Below are 23,524 nucleotides of genomic sequence, written 5' to 3' on the forward strand. Positions count from 1 at the left end.
CGGCAGGCACGGGCGAGGGAGGACGCGTGGGCACACCGGCAGGCACAGCGGCACGGCACGGGCAGGGCACGCTGCCCACGGGGCAGTACTGGCAGGGCTGGTCGGTGCCCGATCCGGCCGGCGTCGTGGTGCTGGTGCACGGCGCGCACGAGCACGGCGGCCGGTACGCGCACGTGGCCGAGCGGCTCGCGGCCGGCGGGTACGCGTCCTACGCGCCCGACCACCCCGGGCACGGCCGCTCCCCGGGCCGGCGCGGCAACATCGCCAGCCTGGCCGCGGCCGTCGAGGGCGTGGCGCAGACCTCCCGCGCGGCCGCCGACCGGCACCCCGGCGTCCCGCTGTTCGTCTACGGCCACAGCCTCGGCGGGCTCGTCGCGCTGCAGTACCTGACCGGGGAGCCGCACGAGCGGGTCGCCGGTGGCGTGGTCTCGGCTCCGGCCCTCGACACCAGCACCGCCAACCCGGTGCAGCGCGTGCTCGCGCCGGTGCTGTCCCGGCTCGCGCCCGACCTCGGCGTGCTGCAGCTCGACGCGGAGACCGTCAGCCGCGACCCCGAGGTGGTGGCCGCCTACCGGAGCGACCCGCTCAACCACACCGGGAGGATGGCCGCCCGCACCGGCACCGAGATCATGCTCGGCGCCGCGGCGATGCCCGCCCGGCTGCGCGGGCTGCGGCTGCCGCTGCTGGTCCTGCACGGCGGCGCCGACCGGCTCATGCCGCCGTCGGCGAGCGAGGTGGTGCGCGCGCACGCCGGCTCGCCCGACCTCACCGTCCGCATCTGGGACGGGCTCTTCCACGAGCCGCACAACGAGCCGGAGAAGGACCAGGTGCTCGACGACGTCGTCGCGTGGCTCGACGCCCGTCGCACGGGGGGCGAGCGCCGGTGACGTCCGCCCTGGGGGACGGGCTGCGCCTGCTGCGTGCCTTCGCCACCAACCCGCGGCAGGTCGGCGCGGTGCTGCCGACGTCCCGCACGGCGGTCCGGGCGATGCTCGACCTCGCCGACGTCCCGTCCGCGCGGCTGGTCGTCGAGCTCGGGGCGGGCACCGGTGTCGCGACCCGCGAGCTGCTCGCCCGCCTCGGCCCCGACGCCCGCCTGGTCGCCGTGGAGATCGACCCGCAGCTGGCCCGCCTGCTCACCGAGCGCCTCCGCGACCCGCGGCTGCAGGTGGTGGTCGGCTCCGCGGAGGACCTCGGCGACCACCTCGACGGGGAGCGCGCCGACGTCGTCGTCTCGATGCTGCCGTTCACCTCGCTGGAGGCCGGCCTGCGCGGGCGGCTGCTCGACCAGCTCCCGCGCGCGCTGACGCCCGCCGGGACGGCGCTGGTCATCCAGTACTCGCCGCTGGTGCTCGGGGAGCTGCGCCGCCGCTTCGCCGGGGTCCGCATCCGGGTGACGCCCTGGAACGTCCCCCCGGCCTTCCTGTACGCCTGCACCGGCCCCGGCGGGTGAGCCGGCGGACCGCCGTCGTCACCGGGGCCAGCAGCGGCATCGGCGCCGCCGCCGCCCGGCTGCTCGCGCGGGACGGGTGGCGGGTGGTCGTCGTCGGCCGCGACCCCGGGCGCACCCGGGCGGTGGCGGCGGAGGTCGGCGGGGAGGCCGAGGTGGCCGACTTCGCCCGGCTCGACGACGTCCGCGCGCTGGCCGCCGGCCTCGCCGCCCGCCACCCGCGCATCGACGTGCTGGCCAACAACGCCGGCGGGGTCTTCGGCCGGCCGCGGTGGACCGCCGACGGGCACGAGACCACCCTGCAGGTCAACCACCTCGCGCCCTTCCTGCTCACCGCCCTGCTGCGCGGGCCGCTGGTCGCGGGCCGGGCCACCGTCGTCGCCACCTCCAGCGCCGCCGCCCGGATGGCCGGCGTCCTCGACCTCGGCGACCTGGACAACACCCGCCGGTACTCGGCGACCAAGGCCTACGGCGACAGCAAGCTCGCGCAGGTCCTGCACACCCGCGAGCTGCAGCGGCGCCTCGGGCCACAGGGCGTCTCGGCGGCCGCCTTCCACCCGGGCGTGCTCGCCACCCGGCTGGCCCGCGGCTCGACCAGCCCGCTGCGGCTGGCCTACCGCACGCCGCTGCGCTGGTTGGCCATGGGCCGGCCCGCCGCCGGCGGGGCGGAGCTGGCCCGGATCGCGGCCGGCACCCCGGGCGTCGACTGGGAGCCGGGGGAGTACCACGAGCGCGGGGTCGCGGTGCGCGACAGCCCGCAGGCGTACGACGACGACCTCGCCGTCGCGCTGTGGGAGGCCAGCGCCGACCGGGTGGGCCTGACCGGGGCCGACCGCTGCTGAGCTACAGCGGCCGGGCCGGCAGCAGGTGCTCCTGGTGGTCGAGCTCGCGCTCGAGGACGCGCAGGCCGTCGTCGGGCAGCCGGCCGAGGTCGCGCCAGCGCAGCAGCTCGGCGCGTTCGGCGTCGATCACAGCGCGGCGCACCCGCAGCGCCGCCTCGTACTGCGGGGACAGCGGCACCGCCCCCTCCGCGTCGCCGAGGACCTCCAGCCGGCGCCGGTAGCGGTCCAGCCGGGTGCGCAGCGCGGCGCGCACGGACTCGATCGCGGCGTCGTCGACGTGGTCGTGCTGCTCGGCCTGCAGCTCGTCGAGCCGGTCGAGACCGGCCTCGACCGCCGCCATCCGGGCCTGGTTGCGCAGCCGGGCGGCGTCGGCGGCGTCGGCCCGCAGGCCCAGCCGCCGCACCAGCGGCGCGAAGGTGGCGCCCTGGCCGACGAGGGTGACCAGCACGGTGAGGAACGCGCAGAACAGCAGCAGGTCGCGGGCCGGGAAGGGGTCGCCGGCGTCGGTGACCGCCGGGATGGTGAACACCGCGGCCAGGGTGATGACGCCGCGGGTACCGGCCCAGCTGAGCACGGTGATCTCGCGGCCGGAGAGCTGCCGCGGCGGCGTCGACGGGTCGTCGTCGTCATCGGCGCCGGGCGCGCCGCTCAGCCGCACGTGCAGCGCCTGGGGCGCGTGCTCGGTGAGCCACAGCCACAGCGGGCGCACCAGCAGGACCGACCCGACGGTGACCACCGCGGCGACGACGACGGTCCCCGGCGGGTACGCCCCCAGGCCGCCGATCACCGCGGGCAGCTGCTGGCCGATGAGCAGGAAGACGACGCCCTCGAGCAGGAAGTCGACCAGCCGCCACACCGCGTCGGTCTGCAGCCGGGTGGCGCCCGAGGTCCAGTACGGCGCGTTGTGCCCGATGACCAGCCCCGCCACGACGACGGCGAGCACGCCGGACACGTGCACCGACTCGGCCAGCAGGTAGGCGACGAACGGGGTCGCCAGCGAGACGGCGTTCGACGACAGCGGGTCGCGGCGCAGCCGGCGCAGCGGCCGGATGCCGTGGGCGACCGCCAGCCCGGCCGCGACGCCACCGGCCGCCGACAGCGCGAACTGGCCGAGCGCGCCCCCGGTGGAGTACCCGTCCCCGACGGCAGCGCTCACAGCGACGCTGAGCAGGGTCAGCGCGGTGGCGTCGTTGAGCAGGCCCTCGCCCTGGATGAGCGTCACCAGCCGCGGCGGCAGGCCGACCCGCCGGCCGACGGCGAGCGCGGCCACCGGGTCGGGAGGGGCGACGGCGGCGCCGAGCGCGATGCCCGCGGCGAGCGTCGCGCCGGGCACCCACAGCGCGAACCCGGCGCCGACGACCAGCGCGGTGACCACGACGAGCAGCACCGACAGCCCGACGACGGTGCGCGTGTTGGCGCGGATGGCGATGAGGGAGGAGTCCAGCGCCGCGCTGTAGAGCAGCGGCGGGAGCAGGACCGCCAGCACGATCTCGGGGTCCAGGCTGAGGTTGGGGCCGGGCAGCAGGGCGTAGACCAGTCCAGCCACGGTGAGTAGCGCGGCGGACGGCAGGCCGGTGCGCGCGGCGAGCCAGCGCGCCGCGACGATCACCGCCACCGCGGCCAGGACGAGCAGCAGGACGGTCTCGGCGTGCACCGGGACATCCTCGCCGAGGGGCAGGCGGAGCCTACGGCGACGGTCCGTGGCCCCCTGCGGGGTCCCGCCTCCCGCGCGCAGGAGGCGGGACCGCGCCGGGTCAGGCTGCGGGGACGGCGGCCATCGCCTCGGCGACGAGGGTGACCGAGCGCAGCCGGGCCTCGGCGGTGGGCGCCTGGTGGGCGACGATCAGCTCGTCGGCGTCGGCCAGCCGCGCGAAGGCGGTCAGCTGCTCGCGGACGTCGTCCGGCGTGCCGGCGGCGGTGTGGGTGAGCATCGTGTCCACGTGCCGGCCCGCGCCGGAGGACAGCAGCAGCTCGGCCTCCTCGTCCCCCAGGTCGCGGCCCTGGCCGAACAGGCCGACGGCGAGCCGGTGGCGGGTGGCCTGCAGCGCCGTCCGGGCGTCCTCCGCGGTGTCGGCGGCGATCGCGTTGACGCCGGCGATCACGTACGGGGCGTCGAGCTGCTCGGACGGGTGGAAGTCGCGCCGGTAGGCGGCGACGGCGGGCTCGAGCATCTGCGGCGCGAAGTGCGAGGCGAAGGCGTAGGGCAGGCCGAGCGCGGCGGCCAGGCTGGCACCGAACATCGAGGAGCCGAGGACGTAGAGCGGCACGTTCGTGCCGCGGCCGGGAACGGCCTGCACGCCGGGCACCCGCGAGTGCCCGGTGAGGTAGCCCTGCAGCTCGAGGACGTCCTGCGGGAAGCGCTCGGCGGAGGCGGCGTCGCGGCGCAGCGCGTACATCGTGTTCTGGTCCGAGCCCGGGGCGCGGCCCAGGCCCAGGTCGATGCGGCCGGGGTGCACCGAGGCGAGGGTGCCGAACTGCTCGGCGATGGTCAGCGGCGAGTGGTTGGGCAGCATGACGCCGCCGGCGCCGAGCCGGATGGTGCGGGTGTGCGCCGCCACGTGGGCGACGAGCACGCTGGTCGCCGACGAGGCGATCGAGGGCATGTTGTGGTGCTCGGCGTACCAGACCCGCCGGTAGCCGGCCTCCTCCGCGCGCTGCGCCAGCGCGACGCTGGCGGCGATGCTGTCGCCGACCGACTGCCCGCGGGCGACGGGGGCGAGGTCGAGCACGGACAGCGGGATCGGCACGGGGGTCCTCCGGGGGGTGCTGGGGGGTCTCGTCGGCCGCAACGCCGTCCGGGCGCCGGGGCTTCCGTCGCCGGGCAGGTGACTCGCAAGTCACCGGCAACCGCCTGCCCGCACCGTTCCGGCATGCCCGCGAGCGCTCCGCTGCCCTTCCCCGTGACCCCGCGCCGGCCGGGCGACCCCGAGCCCGACCTCGCCGGGTTCGCGCTCGTGCACTCCGCCCTGCGCTCGGGCTGCCGGCTGATCGCCGACGCCACGACCGCGATCGCCGCCGGGTCCCCGTGCCCGCCCGCCCGGCACCGCGCCGCCGTCCGGTTCGCCGCCGCGGTGCTCGAGGAGGTGCACGTGCACCACTCCCGCGAGGACGACGTGCTGTGGCCGGTGATCGCGGCCTCGGCCGGCGCGCACGTGGACCTGGAGCCGCTGTCGGACGACCACGCCGAGCTGCAGCGGGTGCTCGACCGCGCGCAGGCCGCCCTGGCCCGCTTCGAGGCGGCCGGGCCGGCGCAGGCGGCACCGCTGGCGGCGCTGCTCACCCACCTCGCCGACGACCTCGACGAGCACGTCGCGGAGGAGGAGCGGGAGGTGTTCCCCGTGCTGCGGCGGTTCGTCTCGGCCGGCGACCTCACCCGGGCCGAGGCCCGCTTCCGCGCCGGCACCACGCCGCGGCAGCTGGCCTTCCTGCTGCCCTGGCTGGTCGACTCCTGCCCGACGCCGGCCGACCGGGCCGCCCTGCTCGCGCGGGTGCCGCTGCCCCTGCGCCTGCTGCTGCGCGCGGTGTCCCCGGCCTGGCAGCGACAGCGGGACCTGGTCGCCGGGACCGGGTGAGCCCGCTCAGGCGGGCAGGGCGCGGGCGGCGGTGATCCAGCCGGGGTGTCCGGTGCGCTCCGCGACGGCGACGGCGACCTCCCGGTGGGCCGCCGCGGCAACGGTGTCGCCCCGCGCCGCGGCCAGCCGGGCCAGCAGGGTCGCCGTCGGGCCGAAGGCCATGATCGCGGTGGCCGCGCCGCACACGGTGTCCCGGTAGGGGAGCAGCTCGGCCTCGGCCTCGGCCCGCCGGTCCGCGTCGTCCAGGGCCAGCCCGACGAGGCCGCGGCAGTACTGGAAGAACGGCGTGAACAGATCGCGGACCTCGCGGGAGCGGGGCGGGCACTGCGCGCGGGCCTCGTCGGCCCGCCCGGCCAGGACCAGGGCGACGGCCCAGGTCTCGCCGGAGATCTCGGGGGAGATGGGCACCAGGGCGGCCATCTCGTCCGGGTCGACCGGCTCGGCGTCGGCGCAGCCGAGCTGCAGGGCCAGCTGGGCGGTCAGCCGCAGAGACCGCGCGACGACGGGGTAGTAGCCGGCCGCGAGGAGGGCCTGCTCGGCCTCCTCGTAGACGTCGGTGGCCTCGGCGGCCCGGCCGGCGACGGCGGCGCGCAGCCCGGCGTAGCAGCGGGCGATGCCGTGCAGCAGGGGCAGCCCGTAGGCCGCGGCCAGCCGCTCGGCCTCCGCGGCGTGCCGGTCGGCGGCCTCGAGGTCGAGGACGGCGCAGGTGTCCTGCAGCAGCATCAGCCGCGCCACGGCCTCGAACAGGCCCAGCCCCTCGCGCTGCGCGAGCTCGAGCAGCTCGGTGCCCACCGCGGTGGCCTCGCTGCGGTCGGGCCCCCGGACGGTGTGGAAGTGCCGGGCCGACAGCGCCTGGGCCAGCGCGAGCGGGTCGCCGCCCAGCCGGGCCTCGGCGACCGCCTGGGCCGAGGCCCGCACCGCGCGGTCCTCGTGCCGCTCCTCGAGCTCGGAGGCCAGCATCGCCAGCAGCCGGGTGCGTTGCGGGTCGCCGGGCGGCAGGCCGGTCACCGCCCGCTCGGTGCGCGCGACGAACCGGTCGTCGACCGGGTCCACCCAGGCGTTCCAGAAGGTCGGCACGTCGCAGGACAGCAGCACGGCCGCGGTCTCGGAGGCCGGGGCGTCGTCGGGCAGGACGGCGAGCGCCCGGGTCCGCAGCGCCCGCGCCTCCCCGACGGCGCCGGCCAGCGCGGTGGCCTCCGCCTGGGCCGCCAGCAGCCGCGCCAGGCCGGCCGCGTCGGAGGGGCGGGCGACCTCGGTGGCCGCGGCCGCCCGCCGCCACATCTCGGCGGCGTCGGCGTGGGCGAAGCGCCGCCCGGCCAGCTCGGCGGCGGCCTGCGCCCAGCGGGCGGCACCGGCCGCGGCGGCCGGACCTGCCGCGGCGGCGTGGTGGGCGAGCGCGGTGACGTCGTCGGGCCGCAGCCGCTCGAGGACCGCGGTGACCCGCCCGTGCAGCCGGGTGCGCCGCAGCGAGGAGAGGTCCTCGTACAGGGTCTCGCGCACCAGGGCGTGCACGAACCGCAGCCGCCCGGGGCCCGGTTCGACGAGCAGGCCGCTGACCAGCGCCGTCTCCAGCGCCTCCACCAGCTCCTCGTCGTCCCCGCCCGGGCCCTCCGCCGGCGCGGCCGCGGCCAGCAGCACCTCGGCGTCGACGTCGCGGCCGATGACGGCGGCCAGGCGCAGCAGCGTGCCGGTGCGCGCGGGCAGCGCCGCCAGCCGGTGCCGGACGACGTCGCGCACGGTGCCCGGCACGGAGGCGACCTCGGCGCCGGTGCCGGCCAGGCGCACCAGCTCGCGCACGTGGAAGGGGTTGCCGTCGGCGCGGGCGGCGATCGCGGCGCGGGTGCGGGCGTCGACCGGCGCGAGCGCCCAGCCGTCGACGAGGGCGTCGACGGCGGCGCGGTCCAGCCCGCGCAGCCGCAGGGGGACCGGCGAGCGGCGGGCCAGGGCGGCGAGGACGCCGGCCAGCGACTCGCTCTCCTCCGGGCGGTGCCCGGCCACCACCAGCAGCCGGGATCCCTCGAGGGCCGGGAGCAGGTCGAGCAGGAGCGAGACCGTCTCGCGGTCGGCGCGGTGCAGGTCGTCGACGGTGACCACCAGCGGCGCCGCGGCCGCCACCTCGCCGAGCCACCCGGCCACCGCCCGGTGCAGCCGGAACCGGTTGCCCGTCGGGTCGCCGCCGGACTCCGGCGGCGCGTCGTCGGTGAGCAGCGCGGCCAGCGGCGCGGGGTCGCGCGGCGGAGCGGTGGCGGCCAGCGCGCGCAGCGCGGCGGCCCACGGCCAGCCGGGCGGGGCGCCGTCGGTCTCCGGGCAGGAGAGCGCCAGCGCGGTCCAGCCCCGCGCGCGGAGGTCGGCGCGCAGGTGCTCGAGCACGGTGGTCTTGCCGCTGCCCGCCTCGCCCGCCAGGAGCACGATCTCCACGCCGCCCCCGGCCGCGCGCTCCGCCGCCGCGTCGAGGGCGGCCAGCTCGGCGTCGCGGCCCACCGGCCGCGGCACGCCGGCCGCCGGCCGCGGGACGGCGACCGGCGGGGGAGCCGGACGGCCCACGGCGGGCGCCGGCGCGCGGGCCGGCAGCAGGTGCGGGGCCTGCGCCAGGACGTCGTCCTCCAGGGTCCGTAGCTCCGGGCCGGGGTCGATGCCCAGCTCGTCGGCCAGCCGGCGGCGGACCTCGCGGAGTGCGGCCAGCGCCTCGCCCTGGCGGCCGGCGCGGTAGAGCCCGAGCGCGAGCAGCCGCCAGCCCTCCTCGCGCAGCGGGTGCTCGGCGACGTGCGCGCGCAGCAGCGGGAGCGGGTCGCGGCCGCCGGGTGCGGCGAGCGCGGCCGCGGCGCGCCGCTCGACCGCGGTCAGCCGCAGCTCGTCGAGGCGGGCGGCCTCCGGCGCGGCCCACGGCTCGTCGGCGTACTCGGCGTACGAGGGGCCCCGCCACAGGTCGATGGCCTCGGTGTAGCGCTGCCGCGCCCGGGCCGGGTCGGTCTCCAGCAGCCGGTCGCCTTCGTCGACCAGCCGGGTCGCCTGCAGCACGTCGACGGCGTCCGGGTCGGGGCGCAGCGCGTACCCGGGCGGCACGGTGACCAGCAGGCGGGCCGGCGTCCGCGGGGCGCGGCCGGGCTCGAGGATCCGGCGCAGGTGGCTGACGTGCGCCTGCAGCGCCCCCATCGCGTCGGCGGGGGAGGCGGCCCGCCACAGGTCGGCCACCAGGCTGTCGGCGGGGACCATGCGGCCGCCGGCGACCAGCAGCCGGGCCACGACCGAGCGCTGCCGTCGCCCGCCCAGGTCGAGGGCGACGCCGTCCCGCACGGCGCCGACCTCGCCCAGAACCCGGAACCCGACCGTTCCGGCACCCCCCGTGCCCATGACGGCGCGAGCATAGGTCCCACCGGCCCCCGTGGTCAGCCGCCTGTGTCCGGTTCCACCCGTGGGGGGTCTCGGATCGGTCACGGGACGCCCCGGGTGTCCCGTCCGCCGTGCGGTACCGGCCGCCCGCGTGCCCTCAGGCGGTGCGGCTGCGCCGTGTGCGCGGAGGTGCCGGCCGGGCGGGCGCGGTCTCCACCGGGGCGTCCGGCCCCTCGACGCCCAGCCGCCGCTCGAAGCCGGGCGGGACGACGACGTCGTCGCGGGAGAGCTCGGCGGTCGAGCCGCGGGCCAGGCCGGTGAGGCAGGAGCCGAGGCCGTCGCGGAGCAGGTCGAGGACGTTCTCGACGCCGGCCTGCCCGTTGGCCGCCAGGCCCCACAGGTAGGCGCGACCGATCATCACGGCCCTGGCGCCGAGGGCCAGGGACTTGGCGACGTCGGAGCCTCGCCGGATGCCGCCGTCGAGGAGCACCTCGACCTGGTCGCCGACGGCCTCGGCGATCGCCGGCAGGGCGCGGATGGAGGCGGGGGTGCCGTCGAGGTTGTTGCCGCCGTGGTTGGACACCGAGATGGCGGTGACCCCCGCGTCGACGGCGCGCCTGGCGTCGTCGACGCGCATGACGCCCTTGAGCATGAACGGCCGGCCGGCGCCCCACAGCTCGCGCAGCCAGGCGACGTCCTCCCAGGTCGGCATGGGCGACTGCATCCACTCGCCGTAGGCGCCGAAGAAGGTCGGCGGGGTCTGCGCCGGGTCGCCGACCATGTTGGGGACGGTGAGGTCGGGCAGCTTCCCCGTGCGGGCGAACTGCAGCAGCCACCGGGGCCTGAGCGCGACCTGCGGGGCGTAGCGGCGGACCGCCTCCAGGTCGATCTTCTGCGGGATGAACGGGCTGCCCCAGTCGCGGCCGTAGGCGAACGACCAGTCCAGCGTGGCGATGAGCCCGGCGGCGCCGGCCCGGCGGGCGCGTTCGACCTTGGCCGCCATCACGTCGCGGTCGCCGACCCAGTAGAGCTGGAAGAAGGTCTTCGGGTTGGCCGCGATGACCTCCTCCATCGGCTTGCTGGCCATCGACGACAGGCCCATCGCCACGCCGCGGGCGGCGGCGGCCCGGGCGACGGCGACCTCGCCGTCGGGGTGCACGGCCTGCACGCCGGTGGGGCTGATCAGCACCGGCATGGACACGTCCTGGCCCATGACGGTGGTGGCCATCTCGCGCCGGTTCGACAGCCCCGCGGTGTGCGGCGCGAGACCCAACTCGTCGAAGGCCCGGATGTTGTCGTCGACGGTCAGGCCCTTCTCCGACCCGGCCACCAGCGCGCCGTAGACGCCCTTGGGCAGGCGCCGCTTCGCGCGCCGCTGCGCCTCCGCCACCGTCTCGAACCACGCGTTCACCACTGTCCGTCTCCCGCTGTCGTGGGCCCGCCGGAGGCCGGCCGGAGGGTTGGCACCGGGTGCCACCGTAGCGCCGCCGACGTGGCGCGGACCACACCGCCCGGGGTGCCCGGCTCCGGACGCGCGTCAGCCCCGCGGCCGGGGGCCGCGGGGCTGACGCAGGGGGTGCCGCGCACCGGACGGCGCCGGTGCGGCCGGCTCAGGAGCGGGTGGCCATCGCGGCGATCTCGTGCCGCGACTCCTGCGTGGGAGCGGCGGCGAGGGCGCGCTGCAGCTCCCGCTCGTCCCGGCGGCGGGCGCGGGTGCTGCGGGCGGTGGCCAGTGCGGAGCGCAGGCGGGTCATGGGGTCCTCCTCGGGCGACGGTCGACGGGGACGGTCGCTCCCGGCCGTCTCCGGCGGGCCCGTCAGGTGCGGCGCCGATCACACGGATGCGCGCTCCGACCTGCTGGGTCTGCAAATCCAACTGTCCTCCTCGGGAGGTCCGCGCGCCAGCCCCGCGGCCGTGATCCGCGCTGCACCCGGCCCGGTGAGACGGCCGCCACACACCGGCGCTAGCGTCGGGCCCGCCGCACCGTCCGGCGCCCGCGACCCGCTCCCCGCGTTCTGAGGAGGCCGTCCTGCCCAGCACCGTCGTCCCCGGTGGCGCCAGCACGCCGCAGCTGTCCGCGCACCTCGCCGTCCCGCCGGTGGGGGAGGGGCCGTGGCCGGGCGTGGTCGTCGTCCACGAGGTGTTCGGGCTGACCGACGACGTGCGCCAGCACGCCGACCGGCTGGCGGCCGCCGGCTACCTCGCGCTCGCGCCGGACCTGTTCAGCGCCGGCGGGGCGCGGCGGTGCCTGCGCTCGACGTTCCGGGCGCTGAACCGCGGCGAGGGCCCGGCGTTCGGCGACCTGGAGGCCGCCCGCCGCTTCCTCGCCGACCGGGACGACTGCACCGGGCGGATCGGCGTCCTCGGGTTCTGCATGGGCGGCGGGTTCGCGCTCATGGCGGCCACCCGGGGTTTCGACGTCGCCGCGCCCAACTACGGCTTCCTGCCGAAGGACGCCGAGCGGGTCCTGGCCGGCGCCTGCCCGGTGGTGGCCAGCTTCGGCCGCCGCGACGTCGCGCTGCGCGGCGCCGCGGCCCGGCTGGACCGGGTGCTCACCGACCTGGGGGTCGAGCACGACGTGCACGAGTACCCCGACGCCGGGCACTCCTTCCTCAACCACCACAACGCCGGGCCGTTCACCGCCCTGGAGAAGGTCGTCGGGCTCGGCTACCACCAGCCCTCGGCCGAGGACGCCTGGGGCCGGATCCTGCGCTTCCTCGACCGGCACCTGCGGGCGGCCGCGTGACCGGCCCGCTCGCGGGGCTGCGCGTGGTCGAGCTCGGCGGCATCGGCCCGGGCCCGCACGCGGCGATGGTGCTGGCCGACCTCGGGGCCGACGTCGTCCGGGTGGAGCGGCCCGCCGGCGGGCTGTCCGTCGGCCGGGGCGGCCGCGACGTCGTGCTGCGCGGGCGGCGGCAGGTCGCCGCCGACGTGAAGACCCCGGCGGGCCTGGACCTCGTGCTCTCCCTCGTCGGGAACGCCGACGTGCTGCTCGACGTCTTCCGGCCCGGCGTCGCCGAGCGCCTCGGCCTCGGGCCCGACGTGTGCCTGGAGCGCAACCCCGGGCTGGTCTACGCGCGGATGACCGGCTGGGGCCAGGACGGGCCGTGGGCCGCGCGCGCCGGGCACGACGTCAACTACCTCTCCCTGACCGGCACGCTGGCCGCGCTCGGACACCCCAGCGAGGCGCCGCGGGCGCCGCTCAACCTCGTCGCCGACTACGCCGGCGGATCGATGCTGGTGCTCGTCGGCGTGCTGGCCGCGCTGCACGAGCGGTCGCGGTCCGGCCGCGGTCAGGTCGTGGACGCCGCGATGGTCGACGGCGTCGCGCTGGTGTCGCAGCTGATGTGGTCGATGCGCGGCATGGGCGTCTGGTCCGACCGCCCCGGCACCAACCTGCTCGACGGCGGGGCGCCCTTCTACGACGTCTACCCCTGCGCCGACGGCCGCCACGTCGCCGTCGGGGCGCTGGAGCCGCAGTTCTACGCCGCGCTGCTCGACGGGCTCGGCCTCGCCGACGCCGGCCTGCCGCCGCAGTCCGACCCGCGCGGCTGGCCGCGGTTGCGCGAGGCGTTCACGGCGGCCTTCGGCGCGCAGCCGCGGGAGCACTGGGAGCGGGTGTTCGAGGGCACCGACGCCTGCGTCACCCCCGTCCTGGAGCCGCGGGAGGCCCCGGCCCACCCGCACCTGGCCGCCCGCGGCACGTTCACCGAGGTCGACGGCGTGGTGCAGGCGGCCCCGGCGCCGCGGTTCTCCCGCACCCCGGCCGGCCCGGCCGCGTCGGTGCCCACGGAGCCGGCCGACGCCGCCGCCGTGCTCGAGGAGTGGTCGCGCCCCCGCTGATCCGGGAGCGCACGAGCCCGCGGTGCGCCGCGGAGGAAGGGGCCTGCCCCGTGACCGAGTCCGTGCTGGTGGAGCGCCGCGGCGCCGTCCAGGTCATCACCGTCAACCGGCCGGAGGCGAAGAACGCCCTCGATGCCGCGGTGGCCCGGGGCGTCGCCGACGCCGTCGACGAGCTCGACGCCTCCGACGAGCTGCGCGCCGGGGTGCTCACCGGCGCCGGCGGCACCTTCTCGGCCGGCATGGACCTCAAGGCGTTCCTGCGCGGGGAGCGGCCCGGGATCGAGGGCCGCGGGCTGTGCGGCATCACCCAGACCCCGCCGCGCAAGCCTGTGGTGGCCGCCGTCGAGGGGTGGGCGCTGGCCGGCGGGTTCGAGCTGGTGCTCGCCTGCGACCTCGTCGTCGCCGGCCGGTCGGCGCGCTTCGGCGTGCCCGAGGTGAGCCGGTCGCTCGTGGCCGCCGCCGGCGCCGCGCTGTTCCTGCCGCGCCGGGTCCCGCAGGCGGTCGCCATGGAGATGCTGCTCACCGGCCGCCCGATCGACGCCGAGCGGGCCGCCGCCGTGGGGCTGGTGAACTCCGTCGTCGACGACGGGGGCGCGCTCGAGGCCGCCGTGGAGCTGGCCGGGGTCATCGCCGCGAACGGCCCGCTGGCGGTCGCGGCCACCAAGCAGATCGCCCGGAGCACCGCCGACTGGACCGCCGAGGAGGGCTGGGCGCGGCAGCAGGAGCTCATCGAGCCGGTGTTCGCCTCCGAGGACGCCCGCGAGGGTGCCACCGCGTTCGCCGAGCGCCGCGCCCCCGTCTGGCGCGGCCGCTGACCGCTGCTCAGGAGACCGGTGCGGGGCCGGTCGTCGCCCGCACGACCAGCTCGGCGGGCAGCACCCGCGGCGGCGGGGCCGGCCGGCCGGCGATCCGGTCGAGCAGGCCCCGTGCCGCGGCGCCGCCCTTGTCCCGGGTCGGCTGCCGGACGGTGGTCAGCCGCAGCCCGGCGGCCGGCCCGGCGTCGTCGAAGCCGGCGACCGACAGGTCCGCCGGCACGCGCAGCCCCCGGCCGGCGGCGGCCGCGAGCGCGCCCTCGGCGAGCCGGTCGCTCAGGCACAGCAGCGCCGTCGGCGCGGGGTCGGTGGCAAGCACGGCCTCCGCGCCGGCGGCGCCGACGGCGGGCGTGCTGTCCCCGCCGTGCCACACCGGCACCGACGCCCAGTCCAGGCCGGCCCGCTCCACCGCGTCGCGGTAGCCGGCGAGCCGGTCCCGGGTGACGGCGTAGGTCGCCGCGGCCTGCACCCGCTCGCCGGCGAGCCCGGGCCGGATCGGGTCCCGGTGCATCCCGAAGGAGACGACGGCCAGCCGCCGGTGTCCCAGGGCCAGCAGGTGCCCGGCGACCGCGGCCGCGGCGGCACGGTCGTCGACGCCCACCCACGGCGTCCCAGGCGCACCGAGGGCGGCCAGCCGGTCGGGCCGGGGCTGGTCCACGACGGCCAGCGGCAGCCCGCGGGCGACGGCGGCGGCCAGCAGCGGGTCGTCGTCGCCCGTGGAGACGACGAGCAGCCCGTCGACGACGGCACCGCTGACCGCGGCGAGCCGCCGGCGTCCGTCCGTCGACCCCGGGATCAGCAGCAGCCCGGCGCCGGCCGGCTCGGCCACCGCCGACACGCCGGCGAGCAGGGCGACGGCCACCGGGTCGTCGAAGGCGTAGGACAGCCCGTTGTCGTAGGCCACGCCGATGGCCCCGACCCGGCCGCGGCGCAGGCCGGCCGCCAGCGGGTTGGGCCCGGGATAGCCCAGTCGCCGCGCCGTGGCCAGCACCTGCTCGCGCAGCTGCGGGGAGAGCTGGTCGGGCCGGGAGAACGCGTTGGACACCGTCTTGGCCGAGATCCCGAGCTCGGCGGCGACGTCGCGCAGCGTCCTCGGGCGGTCGGCGGTCACTGTCCCATCCTGCGTGCTTCATCGATGAAGAAGACGGGTAGGGGACCGGCCATGCCCCAGGTGGTGGACACCCCCGTCGCCCGCACGGCCCGCGGCGCGGTGCCGGTGCTGTGCGCGGTGCAGTTCGTCGACGTCCTCGGCACCACGCTGGTGGTGGCCGCGCTGCCCGCGATGCTCGCCGACCTCGGGGCACCCCCGTCGGCCGCGGCGCCGGTGGTGACCGTCTACGCGGTGCTCTTCGGTGCGCTGCTGGTCCTCGGCGCGCGGCTCGGCGACCGCCTCGGGCACGTCCGCGTCCTGCAGGCGGGCCTGGTGCTCTTCGGCGCCGCGTCGCTGGCAGCCGCGACCGCGCCGTCGGTGGGGGTGCTGGTCGCCGCCCGCGCCGCGCTGGGCGCCGCGGCTGCGCTGTCGGTGCCCCCGGCGCTGCGCCTGCTCACCGCCGCCGCGCCGGGGGAGGGCCCGCGCCGCCGGGCGCTGGCCGCGTGGAGCGCCAGCGGTGCCGCGGCCGGGGCCACCGGGCTCGTCCTCGGCGGCGTGCTCACCGACACGGCCGGGTGGCGCTCGCTGTTCTGGCTCACCGTGCCACTGTCGGTCCTGCTGCTCGTCGCGGTCGCCCGGACCGCGCCCCGGGTGCCGCGGCGGGCCGAGGGGGCGCTCGACCTGGCGGGCGCGGGCGTGCTCACCGCCGCCGTCGCCGCCGTCGTCACCGGGGCCTCGCTGCTCGAGGACGCCGAGCACCGGCTGCCCGGGGTGCTCCTGGTGGCCGCGGGGACCGCGCTCGCCGCCGTGCTGCCCGCCGTCGAGCGCCGGGCCGCCGACCCGCTGCTGCCGCGCGCGGCCGTGCGCGACCCCGGACTGCAGGCGGGGGCGCTCGCCTCGGCCGCCAACACCGCCGCCACCAGCTCGGCGGTCACCCTGGCCACACTGCACCTGCAGGGAGCCGAGGGCCTCGGCGCCTCCGCCGCCGGGCTGGCGCTGGTGCCCTTCAGCCTCTGCGTGGTCGCCGGCGCGGCACTGGCCGCGCGCGTCCTGCGGCGTCACCCGGCCCGCACGACCGCCGCCGCGGGCCTGGTCGTCATCGCCGCCGGGGACGCCGGCCTGCTCGCCACCGGCCTGGGGGTCTGGGCGGTGCCGGTCGCCGTCGCGGTGTCCGGGCTCGGCATCGGCCTGTCCTCGGTAGCGGCGACCTCGCTGGGCACCGCGGTCGCGCCGGCGCTGCAGGGGACCGCCGCCGGCGTGGTCAACACAGCCGCGCAGCTGGGCACCGCCCTGGGCGTCGCGGGGGTGCTGCTCGTCGCCCGCGCCACGGAGGGCAGCGGCCTGCCGCTGGCCGGCGCACCGCTGGGCTGGCTGACCGCGGCGGCGGTCGCGCTCGTCGCCGCGGCGCTGCTCCTCCGGCGGCCGGCCGCTCCTGCGGCGACGGGGGTTAGTGTGCCGGGGACCACAGCAGTCGAGGGGAGCAACGATGCGTGACGCGGTGATCGTCGAGGCGGTGCGCACGCCGGTGGGCAAGCGCAACGGCGGGCTGTCGGGGGTGCACCCGGTCGACCTGTCGGCGCACGTGCTGGTCTCCCTGGCCGAGCGGGCCGGCGTCGACCCGGCGCAGGTCGAGGACGTCATCTGGGGCTGCGTGTCCCAGGTCGGCGAGCAGACCTTCGACATCGCCCGGACCTCGGCCCTGGCCGCCGGGTGGCCGGAGACGGTGACCGGCGTGACCGTCGACCGGCAGTGCGGGTCCTCGCAGCAGTCGGTGCACTTCGCCGCGGCCGGGCTGGTCGCCGGGCACTACGACGTCGTGGTCGCCGGCGGCGTGGAGTCGATGTCGCGGGTGCCGATGGGCACCGCGCGCATGGACGCCAACCCCTTCGGCACGCGGTTCCTCGAGCGCTACGCCGGCGCGAAGATCAACCAGGGGCTCGGCGCGGAGACCATCGCGGAGCGGTGGGGCCTGTCCCGGCAGCAGTGCGACGAGTTCTCGGTCGCCTCGCACGAGAAGGCCGCCGCCGCCCGCGCCGAGGGCCGCTTCGACGCCCAGATCGCCCCGGTGACCACGCCCGACGGCACCGTCGTCAGCCGGGACGAGGGCATCCGCGAGTCGAGCGTGGAGAAGCTCGGCACGCTCAAGACGGCGTTCCGCGAGGACGGCGTCATCACCGCCGGCAACTCCTCGCAGATCTCCGACGGCGCCGCGGCCCTGCTGATGACCACCAGCGAGAAGGCCGCCGAGCTCGGCCTGCGCCCGATCGCCCGGGTGCACACCGCCGTCCTCGCCGGCGCCGACCCGGTGATCATGCTCACCGCGCCGATCCCCGCCACGCAGAAAGCCCTGCAGCGCTCGGGCCTGTCCGTCGACGAGATCGGCGCGTTCGAGGTCAACGAGGCGTTCGCGCCGGTGCCGCTGGCGTGGCTGGCCGACATCGGCGCCGACGCCAAGGCGCTCAACCCCAACGGCGGCGCGATCGCCCTGGGTCACCCGCTCGGCGGCTCGGGCGCGCGGATCATGACCACGCTCGTGCACCACATGCGCGACAACGGCACCCGCTACGGCCTGCAGACGATGTGCGAGGGCGGCGGCCAGGCCAACGCCACCATCCTCGAGCTGCTGTAGCCGCGTCGCTCCTGCGGTGTCCCCCGCGCTCCTGCGGTGCTGCACCACCGCGGGGGGCGAGGGACACCGCAGGAGCAGGACGGCTCCCTGCACGGGCCCGCGGGCGGGGGAGGCCGTGCGGGTCCCTACGCTGGCCGCTCGTGAGCGCCACCGCGGGGGAGCCGACGCTGCTCGACGTCCTGACGCTCGAGGAGATCGACCGGGACCTCTACCGCAGCACCCTGGTGTTCACCGACCCGCTGCCGCTCTACGGGGGGCAGGTCGCCGCGCAGGCGCTGCTCGCCGCCGGCCGCACCGTCGCCCCCGACCGGCTGCCGCACTCGCTGCACGGCTACTTCCTGCGCAGCGGCGACGCCGCCCGGCCGACCGTCTACCGCGTCGACCGGGACCGCGACGGCGGCTCGTTCTCGGCCCGCCGCGTCGTCGCGCTGCAGGGCGGTGAGGTGGTGCTGTCGATGTCGGCCTCGTTCCAGGCGCCCACCGCCGGCCCCGACGTCCAGGTGGCCGCGGCCCCGGACGCCGAGCCGCCCGCGCAGTGCCCGCCGCTGACCCTGCCGCGGCTGTTCTCGATGGAGAGCCGGCGGCCCGCCCAGCCCTGGCCGCAGGCCCGGATCCCCACGCGGTTCTGGTCGCGGGCCACCGTGGGCCTCCCGGCGGACCCGCTGCTGCACGCCTGCGCGCTCACCTACCTCTCCGACATCGGCACCGGGCTGTCGGCGCTGCCGGAGGAGGAGGCGGCGCCCGGGCCGACGCTCGACCACGCGGTGTGGTTCCACCGCCCGGCGCGACTCGACGACTGGGTGCTCGTGGACCTCGTCCCGCACAGCGTCTCCGGCGGGCGCGGCTGGTACACCGGCTCGGTCACCACCACGGAGGGGGTGCTGGCCGCCAGCCTCACCCAGGAGACGCTCTTCCGGCCCGGGCGCAACCCGTTCCGGCCGGGCGGCTGAGGGAGGCTCACCGGCCCGACGGTGGCGCCGCCGTCCTCGTCAGCGAGGATGGGGGCCTGCGAGGGGGAAGGACGGACACGTGGCGAAGCACCGGGCACCGGAGGGCGACCCCACCGACTTCGACGCGGCGACGACCGCGCTGGACGACGTCTCGGGGGACTACACGATCGACGTGGCGCACACCCGGATCGGCATCCGGGCGCGGCACGCCATGGTGACGACGGTCCGCGGCGCCTTCACCGACTTCGCCGGCGAGGCCCACCTCGACGTCGCCAAGCCCGGCGCCAGCACCGTGAGCATCCGCATCGCGACGGCGAGCATCGACACCGGGCAGGCCGACCGCGACGCGCACCTGCGCTCCCCGGACTTCCTCGACGTCGAGCGGTTCCCCGAGCTGGTGTTCACCTCCACCGACGTCGAGCCGGTCGACGAGGGGGTGTACGAGGTCACCGGCGACCTCACCATCCGCGACGTCACCCGCCCGGTCACCGTCGAGTTCACCCTCACCGGCTCCGCACGCGACCCGTTCGGCAACACCCGCGTCGGCTTCGAGGGCGCGCTGGCGATCAAGCGCAGCGACTGGGGCCTGACCTGGAACACCCCGCTGGACACCGGCGGCGTGCTGGTCAGCGACCGCATCCAGGTCGAGTTCGACGTCTCGGTGATCCGCGCCGCCTAGACGAAGGACCCCTCTGCCCCCCACCGCTCGCAGGCTCGCGGCGGGACCCTGCAGAGGGGCCACCCGGCCGACGTACCTAGCGGACGACGTCGTACCGGACGACGGCGAACTCGCCGTTCTGCGACACCTCGCGGGTCACCAGCTCGACGTGCGCCGGCAGCAGCGGCATCCCGGCGCCGAGGGTCACCGGCGCGATCGAGACGACGACCTCGTCGAGCAGCCCGGCTCGTGCGAACCGTGCGGCCACCGGGCCGCCACCGACCACCCACACGTCGAGGTCGCCGGCGGCGGCCGCCATTTCCGCGTGCAGCGCGCGCAGCTCGTCGTCGGTGTCGGCGGCGGTGAACCGGATGTCGCGGCCGTCGTAGGGCGTGAGCTGCCGGTGGGTGAGCACCCAGGCGGGCTGGTCGTAGGTCCAGTCCTCGCCGTGCCGCTGGATCCACTCGTAGGTGGAGGCGCCCATGACCAGCGCGCCGATCGTCTTCTCGAACGCCTTGTAGCCGGTCGCGCCCTCGTGGTCGGCCTCGCGGGTGAGCAGCCAGTCCAGCGAGTGGTCGGGGTCGGCGATGAAGCCGTCGAGCGTGGTGGCGGTGTAGTAGACGGTGCGGGTCATCGGTCCCTCCGGGAGAGCCACTCGATGGGGTCGCCGGCGTCGACCTCGGCGCCGGCCGCGCGCAGCCAGTGCCGAGCGAGGAGCCGGCGGTGCGCGGAGAAGGTGAGGACGTGCGCGACGACGCTGCCGAGGACGAAGCTCTCGGGCGGCTCGCACAGCGCGTCGACGAGCCGGTCGCCCCAGGCGCCGCGGCGGGAGATCTCCCGAACGGCGGCCAGCCACCGGGGCGCGACGGCGTCGTGCCGGTCGAGCAGCGCCGCGGCGTCGTCGCCACCGCGGACCGGGGCGTCGGCGCCCTCGATCGAGGCGACCCAGACCTCCAGCGTCCAGACGAGGGTGTCGAGGACGGCGGCCAGCGTCTCCTCGGCGCCGTCCCAGGGCAGCACCGACAGCCCCGGTGCGCGGACCCGCCGGTACTCCTCGTCGGGCAGGCCCTTGGCGAGCTCGAGCAGCGCGCGGGTGTCCTCGACGCCGTGGTGCACCAGCAGGGCGGTCACCTCGTCACCGCCCCGGCGCACCGGCTCCCCGGACACCCACAGCGACGACGGGGGGTGGAAGTGCAGGCCGTTGGGTGCGGGCAGCCAGTGCGCGTCCCGCCCGCCGGTCCCCGGGTCGGGAGAGCCGGGGCCGTGGCTGCCGGGAGTGTGGCCGTAGGCGCGGGCGAAGGCCCGGCTGAAGCCCTCGACCGACTCGTAGCCGGCGGCGAACGCGACGTCGGTGACGCTCGCGCCCTGCCGCAGCTGCCAGGCCGCCCGCTCGAGCACCACCCTGCGGCGCAGCGCGACCGGTGACTCCCCGGCGCCGCCGGACACCTGGCGGCTGAAGTGGAACGGCGAGGCGTAGGCGTCGCCGGCCATGTCGGCCAGGGTGCGGTTGTCCTCGTCGAGGACGGCGTCGAGCAGTTCGCGGAGGCGGTCGCGGCCGGGCGGTGTCACGCGGTCAGTCTGGCGAGCCGGCCGGCCGTGCCGCCCGACCGTTCTTGCGCTGTCTCAGCCGCCCGCCCACGCCCGCTGCACCGACTCCCGGCACCGGGCCGGGTCGTCGCCGGCGGCGGTGAGCAGCGCGACGGCGGTGTCGGTGGCCAGGGGCGGCAGGGACTCCGCGGGGAGGACGCCCTGGACGACGAGGGAGACCAGCCCGTGCCCGGCCGCCCAGTACCGGGTCGCCAGGCCGAGCGGGTCGGTGTCCGCGGCCAGCCGTCCCGCGTCGCGGGCCCGGGCCGCCGCCGTCACCAGGCGCTCGAAGGTCGCGTCGGCGGCCGGTGCGTCGGCGAGGTCGGCGCGCGCGTCGAACATGGCCCGGTAGAGCTCCGGGGCGTCCAGTGCGTTGTGCGCGTAGGCGACGCCGAGGGCGGCCAGGTCGTGCACCGGGTCGCCGGTGCGCGCGACGCCGTCCAGCCGGGTCGCGAGCCGGGTGAACCCCTCCTGCCGCACGGCGCTCCACAGCCCCGGCATCCCGCCGAAGTGCGTGTACACGGCCATCGTGGAGGCCCCGGTGCCCTCGACCAGGGCGCGCAGGGTCACCGGCTCGCGGTCGGCGAGCATCCGCGCGGCCCGCTCGACGAGCAGGCCGCGCACCGCGGGATCGGGGCGTCTCGGCACTGGACCATTATGACATAGCGCTGCTATGTTATGGACCTCACACCCCCAGGAGGCGTCATGACCGTCGAGCTGATCGACCCGCCCGGACTGCCCGTCCCCGGCATCTACCACCAGATGGCCGTCGCCCGCGGCAGCCGCACCGTCTACCTCGCCGGTCAGGTGGCCCGCAGCGCCGAGGGGGAGCCGGTCGGCCCCGGCGACCTGGCCGCGCAGGCCGAGCAGGCGTTCCTCAACGTGGCCACCGCGCTCGAGGCGGCCGGCGGCAGCGTCGACGACGTCGCCAAGCTGACGCTCTACGTCGTCGACTGGAGCCCGGACAAGCTCGAGGCGCTCGGCGAGGGCGTCGGCCGGGCCCAGGAGCGGCTGGGCCGGGACCTCACGAAGCCGGTCACGCTCATCCCGGTGGTCGCGCTCGCCGAGCCGGACCTGCTCATCGAGGTCGACGCCACCGCCGTCCTCGACTGAGGTCCGCGCACCGGCGCGGCGGGTGTCGGTGGTGCGCGACCGGGTAGGGCATCCCGTCGTGCCACCCCGCTCCGCGACCGACGCCGCCCGCTCCGTCCCCGGCCCGGACGCGGAGCACCGCCCCGACCCGAGGCGCTGGCGCGCGCTGTCGGTCACCCTCGTCGTCGGCTTCATGACGCTGCTCGACGTCAGCATCGTGTCGGTGGCGCTGCCCTCGCTGCAGACCGACCTCGGCGCCACCCCGGCCACGGTGCAGTGGGTGGTCTCGGGCTACGCGCTCACGTTCGGGCTGGTGCTGGTCCCCGCCGGCCGGCTCGGGGACGCCTTCGGCCGGCGGCGCCTGTTCCTCGCCGGGCTCGCCGGGTTCGTGCTGGCCAGCGCGGCGGCCGGCGCGGCACCGTCGATCGGCTGGCTGGTCGCCGCACGGCTGGTGCAGGGGCTGGCCGCCGGCTGCCTGGCACCGCAGAACTCCGCGCTCATCCAGCAGCTGTTCCGCGGCGCCGAGCGCGGTCGGGCGTTCGGCCTGTTCGGCGCCACCGTCGGCATCTCCACCGCCGTCGGGCCGGTCGCCGGCGGGGCGATCCTCGGCCTGGCGTCGGGCCCGGACGGCTGGCGCTGGCTGTTCTACGTCAACGTGCCGATCGGCGTCGTCGCGTTCGTGCTCGCCCTGCGGCTGCTGCCGCCCGGTGGGGGCGGCCGGCGCGGGCGCGTCGACGGCGTCGGGGTGCTGCTGCTCGGCGCCGGGGCGCTGGCGGTGCTGTTCCCGCTCGTGCAGGCCGAGGCCGGCGGCCTGTCGCGGCTGTGGTGGCTGTTCGGCGTCGGCGCGGCGCTGCTGGCGGCGTTCGTCGCCTGGGAGCGGCGGGTGGTGGCCCGCGACGGCGACCCGGTGTTCGACCCGCGGCTGGTGACCCGGACCCGCGGCTACGGCATCGGGGCGGCGCTCGGCACCGTCTACTTCGTCGGGTTCAGCGGCATCTGGCTGGTGTTCGCGCTGTTCTTCCAGACCGGCCTGGGCTACACGCCGCTGCAGTCGGGCCTGGCGGTGACGCCGTTCGCGCTCGGGTCGGCGACGGCGGCCGTGGTCGCCGGGCGCCTGGTCGAGCGGTACGGCCGGCGGCTCACCGTGCTCGGCCTCGCCGGGGTGATGGTCGGCCTCACCGCGGCCGCCGTCGTGCTGCTGCTCGTCCCGCCGTCGGCCGCGGGCTGGGCGATCGCGCCGGCGCTGCTGCTGGGCGGGATCGGCGGCGGCTTCGTCATCTCGCCCAACATCACCATGACCCTGCGGGACGTGCCGGTGGCGATGGCCGGCTCGGCCGGCGGCGGGCTGCAGACCGCGCAGCGCTTCGGCGCGGCGGTCGGCACCGCGGCGCTGCCGGGCCTGTTCTACCTCGTGCTGTCGGCCACCGACGACTACCCGGCCGCGGCCGCGGCGGGGCTGGCGGTGTCGGTGCTCGGCGCCGGCGCCGCGCTGGTGCTGGGGCTGGTCGACCTGGGGCGCAGCCGGGCGGAGGAGGCCGCCGAACAGGAGGCCGCCGAGCACGAGGCGGCCGAGCACGAGGCGGCCGACGACGACGCGCACGGCCACGCGCACGCCTGGCACCACTGACCCCCTGGCCGGCCCCCCGTCGGTGGCGGTCGATCGCATGGT

General features: G+C 77.6%; 22 protein-coding genes. 13 read left to right on the forward strand and 9 right to left on the reverse strand.

Features of this window, described 5'->3' with window-relative positions:
* The first annotated feature begins 26 nt into the window (after positions 1–26).
* From BM165_RS00780 to BM165_RS00790, 3 genes are read left to right on the forward strand one after another with little or no spacing between them, the layout of a single operon-like run.
* Entirely contained in the window at positions 27–887 is an 861-nt protein-coding gene (locus BM165_RS00780; RefSeq protein ID WP_083426919.1) for an alpha/beta hydrolase, read from the forward strand.
* Positions 884–1,453 (forward strand): class I SAM-dependent methyltransferase, encoded by a 570-nt coding sequence (locus BM165_RS00785; RefSeq protein ID WP_075011624.1) that lies wholly within the window; start codon positions 884–886, stop codon positions 1,451–1,453. The genes BM165_RS00780 and BM165_RS00785 overlap by 4 nt, the downstream gene beginning before the upstream one ends.
* Positions 1,450–2,292 (forward strand): SDR family NAD(P)-dependent oxidoreductase, encoded by an 843-nt coding sequence (locus tag BM165_RS00790; RefSeq protein ID WP_075011625.1) that lies wholly within the window; start codon positions 1,450–1,452, stop codon positions 2,290–2,292. The genes BM165_RS00785 and BM165_RS00790 overlap by 4 nt, the downstream gene beginning before the upstream one ends.
* Before the next feature lies 1 nt (position 2,293).
* On the opposite strand, the gene BM165_RS00795 is transcribed toward BM165_RS00790, so the two are convergent.
* Positions 2,294–3,946 carry a Na+/H+ antiporter gene (locus BM165_RS00795; RefSeq protein ID WP_083426920.1) on the reverse strand — a complete coding sequence of 551 codons (1,653 nt, stop codon included), beginning with the start codon at positions 3,944–3,946 and terminating at the stop codon, positions 2,294–2,296.
* Positions 3,947–4,046: 100 nt separating this feature from the next.
* Complete coding sequence (locus BM165_RS00800; RefSeq protein WP_075011627.1) at positions 4,047–5,039, reverse strand: LLM class flavin-dependent oxidoreductase; 993 nt, start codon at positions 5,037–5,039, stop codon at positions 4,047–4,049.
* 123 nt (positions 5,040–5,162) lie between these two features.
* On the opposite strand from BM165_RS00800, the gene BM165_RS00805 reads away from it, so the two are divergent.
* Positions 5,163–5,864 (forward strand): hemerythrin domain-containing protein, encoded by a 702-nt coding sequence (locus BM165_RS00805; protein WP_075011628.1) that lies wholly within the window; start codon positions 5,163–5,165, stop codon positions 5,862–5,864.
* A 6-nt stretch (positions 5,865–5,870) separates the two neighbouring features.
* Here the strand turns inward: BM165_RS00805 and BM165_RS00810 are convergent, their stop codons facing one another.
* The 3 genes from BM165_RS00810 to BM165_RS24555 form a co-directional block, all read right to left on the reverse strand.
* Positions 5,871–9,215: an ATP-binding protein gene (locus BM165_RS00810; RefSeq protein ID WP_075011629.1), complete on the reverse strand. Its 3,345-nt coding sequence runs from the start codon at positions 9,213–9,215 to the stop codon at positions 5,871–5,873.
* A 136-nt stretch (positions 9,216–9,351) separates the two neighbouring features.
* The gene (gene mftD, locus BM165_RS00815) at positions 9,352–10,605 is read right to left on the reverse strand and encodes a pre-mycofactocin synthase MftD (protein WP_244273943.1); all 1,254 of its coding nucleotides are present in this window, start codon (positions 10,603–10,605) and stop codon (positions 9,352–9,354) included.
* 199 nt (positions 10,606–10,804) lie between these two features.
* On the reverse strand, positions 10,805–10,948 hold the full coding sequence (locus tag BM165_RS24555) for a hypothetical protein (RefSeq protein WP_177225055.1): 144 nt from the start codon (positions 10,946–10,948) through the stop codon (positions 10,805–10,807).
* A 344-nt stretch (positions 10,949–11,292) separates the two neighbouring features.
* On the opposite strand from BM165_RS24555, the gene BM165_RS00820 reads away from it, so the two are divergent.
* Genes BM165_RS00820 through BM165_RS00830 form a run of 3 tightly spaced genes read left to right on the forward strand, consistent with a single transcriptional unit; the run spans position 11,293 to position 13,852 of the window.
* Positions 11,293–11,940 (forward strand): dienelactone hydrolase family protein, encoded by a 648-nt coding sequence (locus BM165_RS00820; protein ID WP_244273944.1) that lies wholly within the window; start codon positions 11,293–11,295, stop codon positions 11,938–11,940.
* Complete coding sequence (locus BM165_RS00825; RefSeq protein WP_075011632.1) at positions 11,937–13,037, forward strand: CaiB/BaiF CoA transferase family protein; 1,101 nt, start codon at positions 11,937–11,939, stop codon at positions 13,035–13,037. Before BM165_RS00820 ends, BM165_RS00825 begins: the two co-directional genes overlap by 4 nt.
* A gap of 50 nt (positions 13,038–13,087) precedes the next feature.
* Positions 13,088–13,852, forward strand: a complete 765-nt coding sequence (locus BM165_RS00830) for a crotonase/enoyl-CoA hydratase family protein (RefSeq protein WP_075012059.1) — start codon at positions 13,088–13,090, stop codon at positions 13,850–13,852.
* 7 nt (positions 13,853–13,859) lie between these two features.
* Here BM165_RS00830 and BM165_RS00835 read toward each other — a convergent pair whose 3' ends face one another.
* A complete protein-coding gene (locus tag BM165_RS00835) occupies positions 13,860–14,960 on the reverse strand; it encodes a LacI family DNA-binding transcriptional regulator (protein ID WP_075011633.1) in 1,101 nt (366 codons plus the stop codon).
* Positions 14,961–15,011: 51 nt separating this feature from the next.
* Here BM165_RS00835 and BM165_RS00840 point away from each other — a divergent pair, with 51 nt between their 5' ends.
* The 4 genes from BM165_RS00840 to BM165_RS00855 all read left to right on the forward strand — a co-directional run bounded on the left by BM165_RS00840 (position 15,012) and on the right by BM165_RS00855 (position 19,197).
* Positions 15,012–16,433, forward strand: a complete 1,422-nt coding sequence (locus BM165_RS00840) for an MFS transporter (RefSeq protein ID WP_075011634.1) — start codon at positions 15,012–15,014, stop codon at positions 16,431–16,433.
* Positions 16,426–17,568: a thiolase family protein gene (locus BM165_RS00845; protein ID WP_075011635.1), complete on the forward strand. Its 1,143-nt coding sequence runs from the start codon at positions 16,426–16,428 to the stop codon at positions 17,566–17,568. The genes BM165_RS00840 and BM165_RS00845 overlap by 8 nt, the downstream gene beginning before the upstream one ends.
* 140 nt (positions 17,569–17,708) lie before the next feature.
* Positions 17,709–18,518, forward strand: a complete 810-nt coding sequence (locus tag BM165_RS00850) for an acyl-CoA thioesterase (protein ID WP_075011636.1) — start codon at positions 17,709–17,711, stop codon at positions 18,516–18,518.
* Between the two features lie 79 nt (positions 18,519–18,597).
* Positions 18,598–19,197 (forward strand): YceI family protein, encoded by a 600-nt coding sequence (locus BM165_RS00855; RefSeq protein WP_075011637.1) that lies wholly within the window; start codon positions 18,598–18,600, stop codon positions 19,195–19,197.
* Between the two features lie 76 nt (positions 19,198–19,273).
* On the opposite strand, the gene BM165_RS00860 is transcribed toward BM165_RS00855, so the two are convergent.
* The 3 genes from BM165_RS00860 to BM165_RS00870 are packed head-to-tail and all read right to left on the reverse strand — an operon-like array spanning position 19,274 to position 21,411.
* Positions 19,274–19,810: a dihydrofolate reductase family protein gene (locus tag BM165_RS00860; RefSeq protein ID WP_075011638.1), complete on the reverse strand. Its 537-nt coding sequence runs from the start codon at positions 19,808–19,810 to the stop codon at positions 19,274–19,276.
* Positions 19,807–20,745 (reverse strand): helix-turn-helix domain-containing protein, encoded by a 939-nt coding sequence (locus BM165_RS00865; RefSeq protein WP_075011639.1) that lies wholly within the window; start codon positions 20,743–20,745, stop codon positions 19,807–19,809. The genes BM165_RS00860 and BM165_RS00865 overlap by 4 nt, the downstream gene beginning before the upstream one ends.
* Positions 20,746–20,799: 54 nt before the next feature.
* On the reverse strand, positions 20,800–21,411 hold the full coding sequence (locus BM165_RS00870; RefSeq protein ID WP_075011640.1) for a TetR/AcrR family transcriptional regulator: 612 nt from the start codon (positions 21,409–21,411) through the stop codon (positions 20,800–20,802).
* Positions 21,412–21,468: 57 nt separating this feature from the next.
* Between BM165_RS00870 and BM165_RS00875 the strand changes: the two genes are divergently transcribed.
* Together BM165_RS00875 and BM165_RS00880 are read left to right on the forward strand one after the other, a co-directional pair.
* Positions 21,469–21,876: a RidA family protein gene (locus BM165_RS00875; RefSeq protein WP_075011641.1), complete on the forward strand. Its 408-nt coding sequence runs from the start codon at positions 21,469–21,471 to the stop codon at positions 21,874–21,876.
* A gap of 58 nt (positions 21,877–21,934) precedes the next feature.
* A complete protein-coding gene (locus tag BM165_RS00880; protein WP_075012060.1) occupies positions 21,935–23,482 on the forward strand; it encodes an MFS transporter in 1,548 nt (515 codons plus the stop codon).
* Positions 23,483–23,524: the final 42 nt, after the last annotated feature.

This window comes from Geodermatophilus obscurus (genome assembly GCF_900115395.1).
GTDB lineage: Bacteria > Actinomycetota > Actinomycetes > Mycobacteriales > Geodermatophilaceae > Geodermatophilus > Geodermatophilus obscurus_B.